Source organism: Bacillus sp. BF2-3 (assembly GCF_008368795.1).
Taxonomy (GTDB): domain Bacteria; phylum Bacillota; class Bacilli; order Bacillales; family Bacillaceae_G; genus Bacillus_A; species Bacillus_A cereus.
In genome coordinates this window covers 1-6,123 of the sequence record NZ_QOSA01000053.1, presented here as the reverse complement: position 1 = coordinate 6,123, position 6,123 = coordinate 1, and the positions used below count along the sequence as shown (strand labels likewise).

Genomic DNA, 6,123 nt, shown 5'->3' with positions numbered 1-6,123 from the left:
TCAAGAGTATTACTTTTTAAGAGGATAATGTAAAAAGTAATTGGTAGAGACATAGAAATCTTTGTAATAGAAGCGAATGCCTGATGATATTACTGAGGAAAGGTGCATATTTTCATTGATATGTAAATGTGCACCTTTTCTATTGTATTTGCAATTTAATAAAGTTAATTTGAATTTATGTAACGCACATATATGAAGCCATCTTTTAAAAAAGGAAGTGATTTATCATACACATTCAAGCTGTGAAAATACCAAAGAATATTGAAAGTCATTTGTTTAAGCAACTTAGTAACTTGGTTTCAAATGAGAAGAAAGAACGAATAAAGCGTTTATTAAACTCATGCGACGTTAATAGGACCCTGATAGGGGATTTACTAATCCGATCTCTAATCTGCCAAAAGTATAAAATTAATAATGAAGAAATTAGATTTAAATATAATGAGTATGGAAAACCTTTTGTTGAAAATTTTTCTGACTTTCATTTTAATCTGTCACATTCAGGAGAATGGGTGGTTTGTACTACTGCTAATTTTAATGTGGGTATTGATATAGAAAAGATTTCAGAGATAGAGGCTCTTAAATTAGCAAAAGAATTTTTTTCAGCGGATGAATTTTATGATATATCTAATATGAATTCTGATGAACAAATTAATTGTTTTTTTGATTTATGGACATTAAAAGAAAGCTATATAAAAACGATTGGAAAAGGGCTTTATACCCCATTAAATTCATTCTCTATAAAAAAAGAATCACGAACTTTAATTTCATACAAGAATATACCTAAAAACTTTTACTTTAAACAATATAACATTGATCCAAATTATAAGTTATCTGCTTGTGCAACAAGGGATGAATTTCCGCAAGAGATAATAATTAAAGACATTTATGCAATTTTCCAAAATATATACAAATTTGAAAGTAAGGAGAAAATCAATGCAGAAGACTAAACTTTTTTGCTTTCCACATGCTGGGGGATCTGCTTTTAGTTACGCAAAATGGAAAAATCACTTTAATCCATATATTGAGGTAGTCCCGGTAGAGTTAGCTGGTAGAGGATATAGAATTGAAGAAAACTTGTACCAAAGTATGGAAGAGGCAGTAAATGATGTCTACAATAAAATAGTTATGCAGATAGATGATTCGCCCTACATTCTATTCGGGCATAGCATGGGAAGTTTGATCGCCTATGAAGTAGCCAGAAAAATAAAAGATTCTAAAAACGTATCGCCTGAATTTCTTGTTTTGTCCGGTAGAAATCATCCAAATAGTAAAATAAAAAATATCCGACATAATCTTTCTAATGAGCAATTTAAAAGAGAAGTTATTGCAATGGGAGGTACACCATCTGGGGTACTGCAATCAGAAGAATTAATGGAGATCTTTCTCCCTATTCTAAGAGCAGATTTTAAAATCGTTGAGACGTATATTCATGACAAAAATACACAACCATGTGATATTGATTTTCTTATATTTAATGGGGAAAATGATGAATTTACTACATATGATCAAGTAATAAAATGGGAACGATACACAAGTAAAACGTGTACTTTTCATTCTTTTGAAGGTAATCATTTCTTTCTAAATGAAAATATTGAAGAAATAGCAAATAGTATTAAAAGAAAGTTAGATTCTAAAAGATTATCAAATAGTTTTTAGAGTTTTATAAGTATGCTCATAGCTAAAAATATTAAAGGGTTTGAAGTATACACTTCTTGTGCAGATATGCATGGCAAAAAGACAATCGAGTACATTCGGTGGTCTTTTTCTATTTTTATGGAGTTTGTGGCGAAATGCTAGACTTGCTAGATTGTGGATCTAGTAGCCGTTGAATGTGCGGGTTCAAGTCCTGTCATTCCGACCACGAGGGGGTATAATTTAAGGGTAAAACAGGGGCCTCCAGAACCTCTGATGTGGGTTCAATTCCCGCCATCCACTTATACTTGTTCATTAAAAGGTTTCACAAACAATATGTAATACGTTATGGGTGCTTACATAAATTTATTGATTTTCAGTTAAAAAGTATTGTGCGATTATACACGTTATGTTACAGTAATGTTACTAAGTTGTTACAATATATCATAAATGTTTCGGTATTATTTCTTGTTATTTCCGTAATGTTACAAAAACTATAAATATTGTTATGTGTATAGGAGTGTGTGTAGTAAAAAGTCTGAGTTGAAAGTACGTGCACACTTTAAATTTCCTTTTTGTCTGAATGAAGAAGACTACCAACTAATTAAGGGCTTTAAAGTAACCACTTTAAATAAAATGTGCTTCCTTTCCCACACACAATTGAGTACATATTTAAAGTACAGTCTAATTGCTACACAGACTCTTGTACATATAAACATTAAGGTGAAATAGAGATAAGAATTCATTACATAAAAAGCATTACCAAGCTAAACGTACAAAATATCATCTGTGCATTTTGATGAAATGTTAAAATGCCTAGATGATATTTTTTTGAAGAATTCTTGGATATGTTTATGAATAACAATTCCTAATACTTAATGATTCTCTACTACTAAAACATCCGATAATTTATGTAATTAGATTTATAGGGTGTATGTACATTCACTTATATAGGGAAAATGAGGTTTTTCATATGAAGTATAGTTATAAAGTGTTTATATTTATTTGGACAATTATTTTATTGTTTTTTCTACTTTATTTTGGTTACAGTGAAATTTCCGAAAACGAGCAAATGCCAGTCATAACAATCAAACAATAAAAATAAGAAATACTACAAAAGCAAAACATAATAAAAATAGATACCCGAAAATGTTTAAGAACAGGAACAATTACATGCATAAACAACCTTACGATTTCCATGCATACCCCACGTCATTTGGACAATAGGGGAAAAGTATTATTATTTGGCGTGCGCAATCTTCCATCACTAGTAGAAACGGAAAGTTCCGTATACCTGCTGAAGGAGGAAGGTGTCTACCTGCCAGGGGGCGGATCTATTCAGCATCTAGAAATATTGGAATTAAAAGTGTAGAAAACAAATAGTGAAAAGGGAACATATCTTGTCATTCCTTTTTTATTCTTGTAGATAAGTCTGGGGAGAAAACGGGGATTTCTGCACGTAACATAGATCTCATCGGTATACTAATTGTGTTTTACGTATAGCTGGGAGTTGGTGTGATGGTATTTGCAATGGATGTGAGATTCCGTCATTCTTTTCATGAAATTGAATCATTAGACATTCCAAATATATTGTTTCCGAGTCAGTGCAGGAAATTGTATCAAGTGATTGGAATCGGCATTCAAGAAGAATTCCGCAATCCCTATGTCATTATAAAAGAGCAACATGGTTCCGTTACATTCCGATTACCAGAAGAATTATCAACATGGGTGCAGAACAAATTATTACTTGTTAAAGGGGGCCAGTTTGTTTCCATACTGCATTTCAGTTAGCCATGCGAAGTTTTGTGCCATTTTTTGATCTCGGATATAAAAAGAATAGTCTGTCAGGTTAGGTGAGGAGATGCCACCTCTGACTTTCACATCATACGTAGGATGTGGTGTAACTTGAATCAATTCAGATTTATGATTCTGAATAAACATTCTAACCTTTTCAAACTTGTTAATTACGGGCTGTATCTCCATTTTAAACCGATCATAGGGATATGTTTTATTTTTATTGTAATACCTATCCAGTTCAATCAACTCTGACACTGCTGTATCAAATTCACTCTTTATTTCAGGATTTACTTTTTGCAACCATTCTTTTGCATAAGAGCGGAATGAAGATTTATAAAACAAATTCATATCAAAACCAGCTAATGTGAGTGGCTTTCCTTTTTCTTTTTGTTCTTTCATATAGGTAAATAATTGTTCAAGTTCCTCAGTTTTCCATACAGAGTATAAGGATTGTTTCATCGCTTCTGTAGCGGTTGAGTTATCAAAATTTTGCTGAACAGCTGCTGCTTCCCAAAGCCCTGTTTCAAATGCAATCACATCATATTCCAGGTGTAACAGCTTGAGAGGAAGTGCTGGAAGACGGGATCCCTAAGAAAGCAAAAAAACTAGGTGTGAAATAATCAATTATTTGTGATGGTGGATTCTCCTAGGTGGAGGGTTCGCCGTTTTTTATTATATGTTATGTTGTGGTTTTTATATAAAGCATATTGAAAAGATGGATTAAATCTTCTGGAATGATGTCTCCATAATTAATAACTTGTACAATAACCTTTCAATTATCACTAAATCCATTCATATCAACAAGTTGTCCCATATATCCCTTTGTAGCAATATCTTTTAAAGTACGCTAAAAAATACCCTTTATTTTATCTTTATCTTATCTTTACCTTATCTTTAAATTTTTATATTAAACTTAAAACCTTAAAGTATTGATGTTTGAGTCTAAAAAGGGCGGGAGATAGATGTTCATTACATAGTTTGTAAATAACCAATTACCTTTGAAAAATTAAATTTTTTATACGAGGAGGAATATATGAAGGATACAAGTAAAAAACAAATTATAAAAGTGTTCCTTATTAGTATTTTAGGCTTAGTAATAATACTTGGAATGCTATATTTTAATCATAAAACCAATATTCAACAAAATAAAGCGCAAGCCACCGAAAAACGTGTATTGCAATATGAGTCTACCTTAAAAAAAGAATTAGAAAAATATAATTTAGGAGAGAAAACACCAATTTTATTAGGAATTATGTATCAAGAGAGTAGAGGTGAGGGAAACGATCCTATGCAGTCATCTGAATCACTTGGATTAAAGCCAAATGAAATTCAAGAGACAAGCTTGAGCATTGAACAAGGGGTAAAACACTTTGCTAAAATGTACAAATATGGAACGGACAAGGATGTTAGCATGGATACAATTATTCAAAGCTATAATATGGGGCCAGGTTATATTGATTTTGTTGCTAGTCAAGAAGTTAAACAACACTCGGAGGATTCAGCCAAAAAGTTTTCTAAGATGAAAGTTGATCAAAATCCAGCGATGTATACTTGTGGTGGAAATAAAAATAATTTTAGGTATCCATATTGTTATGGTGATTTCACATATGCCACAAAGGTAAATGAAAAAACAAAACTTATTGAAGAACTTCTTCGAAATGTACATAGCTCTTCTAAATAAGTTGCAGAATAAAATATAATGATACCGTCAGTTAATAATAATAATAGCTAAGAAAAAACTACTTCCTTTCTTAATTCACATAATTTTCAAAAATAAATCCTGTGGATGTTAATATTTGTTATATAATATATTTGTCAAAGCATTACCCCTAAAGTTTCTACAGTCAATCTGTAAGATAGTTTGTTTGGCTCGTATATTCACCTTAAAACAAAAAGAACTTGTAGAGAGTCCTACAAGTTCTTTTTGTTTTAAGGGTTAAATGTAGATTTTGTAGAAGTTCTTTTTGTTTTAAGGGTTAAATGTGGATTTAAAATATAGTTGCAATTTTTTGAGGGGGAAAAGTAAATGTTTATAAAAACAGAAAGATTATTAATACGGAAATTTGAGTTCAAAGATTGGCAAGCTGTTCATGAGTATACATCAGATATCAATGTTATGAAATACATACCTGAAGGGGTTTTTACTGAAGAAAATACAAGAAACTTTGTGAATGAAAACATTGGTGAAAACGCTAAGAACTTTCCTGTAGTATTAATTCATAAAGATATTCTGATTGGTCATATAGTTTTTCATAAATATTTTGGTGAGCATACATATGAGATTGGTTGGGTGTTCAATCCTAAATATTTCAATAAAGGATATGCTTCTGAAGCAGCACAAGCTACATTGGAATATGGCTTTAAGGAAATGAAATTACATAGGATTATAGCTACATGTCAGCCACAAAATACCCCATCATATCGAGTAATGGAGAAGATTGGAATGAGAAGAGAAGGCTATTTCAGGAAGTGTATACCACATGGGAATGAATGGTGGGATGAATATTATTACGCTATTTTAGAAGAAGAGTAGTGTTTCAGAATGCATTATTTAAATTGACACTCTTATTCCTAAATAGGCAAGTTGACTATCTTTATTGGGGATTCTTGCTACTAAAGGCGAAGTTTATTTCCGGTATCGCTGACGTGCAAAACTTTGTATAATCTGATCTTATTGTAAATGTCAAGATGATC

General features: G+C 31.5%; 6 protein-coding genes. 5 read left to right on the top strand and 1 reads right to left on the bottom strand.

All coding sequences use genetic code 11. The features are described from left to right. Positions 1-242 precede the first annotated feature (242 nt). The 3 genes from DN401_RS27700 to DN401_RS27690 all read left to right on the top strand — a co-directional run bounded on the left by DN401_RS27700 (position 243) and on the right by DN401_RS27690 (position 3,423). Positions 243-947, top strand: a complete 705-nt coding sequence (locus tag DN401_RS27700; protein ID WP_000701202.1) for a 4'-phosphopantetheinyl transferase family protein — start codon at positions 243-245, stop codon at positions 945-947. Then, complete coding sequence (locus DN401_RS27695) at positions 934-1,656, top strand: thioesterase II family protein (protein WP_001172944.1); 723 nt, start codon at positions 934-936, stop codon at positions 1,654-1,656. Before DN401_RS27700 ends, DN401_RS27695 begins: the two co-directional genes overlap by 14 nt. 1,494 nt (positions 1,657-3,150) lie before the next feature. Further along, on the top strand, positions 3,151-3,423 hold the full coding sequence (locus DN401_RS27690) for a hypothetical protein (protein ID WP_002164541.1): 273 nt from the start codon (positions 3,151-3,153) through the stop codon (positions 3,421-3,423). Here the strand turns inward: DN401_RS27690 and DN401_RS27685 are convergent. After that, positions 3,376-3,966 (bottom strand): erythromycin esterase family protein, encoded by a 591-nt coding sequence (locus DN401_RS27685; RefSeq protein ID WP_149288068.1) that lies wholly within the window; start codon positions 3,964-3,966, stop codon positions 3,376-3,378. The genes DN401_RS27690 and DN401_RS27685 overlap by 48 nt on opposite strands. Positions 3,967-4,462: 496 nt before the next feature. On the opposite strand from DN401_RS27685, the gene DN401_RS27680 reads away from it, so the two are divergent. Together DN401_RS27680 and DN401_RS27675 are read left to right on the top strand one after the other, a co-directional pair. Continuing rightward, the gene (locus tag DN401_RS27680) at positions 4,463-5,110 is read left to right on the top strand and encodes a lysozyme family protein (RefSeq protein WP_000655735.1); all 648 of its coding nucleotides are present in this window, start codon (positions 4,463-4,465) and stop codon (positions 5,108-5,110) included. A 345-nt stretch (positions 5,111-5,455) separates the two neighbouring features. Next, entirely contained in the window at positions 5,456-5,962 is a 507-nt protein-coding gene (locus tag DN401_RS27675) for a GNAT family N-acetyltransferase (protein WP_000470150.1), read from the top strand. The last annotated feature ends 161 nt before the right edge of the window (positions 5,963-6,123 follow it).

Bases quoted from the DNA above. Each gene is read 5' to 3' on its own strand.
- DN401_RS27695 (WP_001172944.1), top strand. From the start codon at position 934: ATGCAGAAGACTAAACTTTTTTGCTTTCCACATGCTGGGGGATCTGCT.
- DN401_RS27690 (WP_002164541.1), top strand. From the start codon at position 3,151: ATGGTATTTGCAATGGATGTGAGATTCCGTCATTCTTTTCATGAAATT.
- DN401_RS27680 (WP_000655735.1), top strand. From the start codon at position 4,463: ATGAAGGATACAAGTAAAAAACAAATTATAAAAGTGTTCCTTATTAGT.
- DN401_RS27675 (WP_000470150.1), top strand. From the start codon at position 5,456: ATGTTTATAAAAACAGAAAGATTATTAATACGGAAATTTGAGTTCAAA.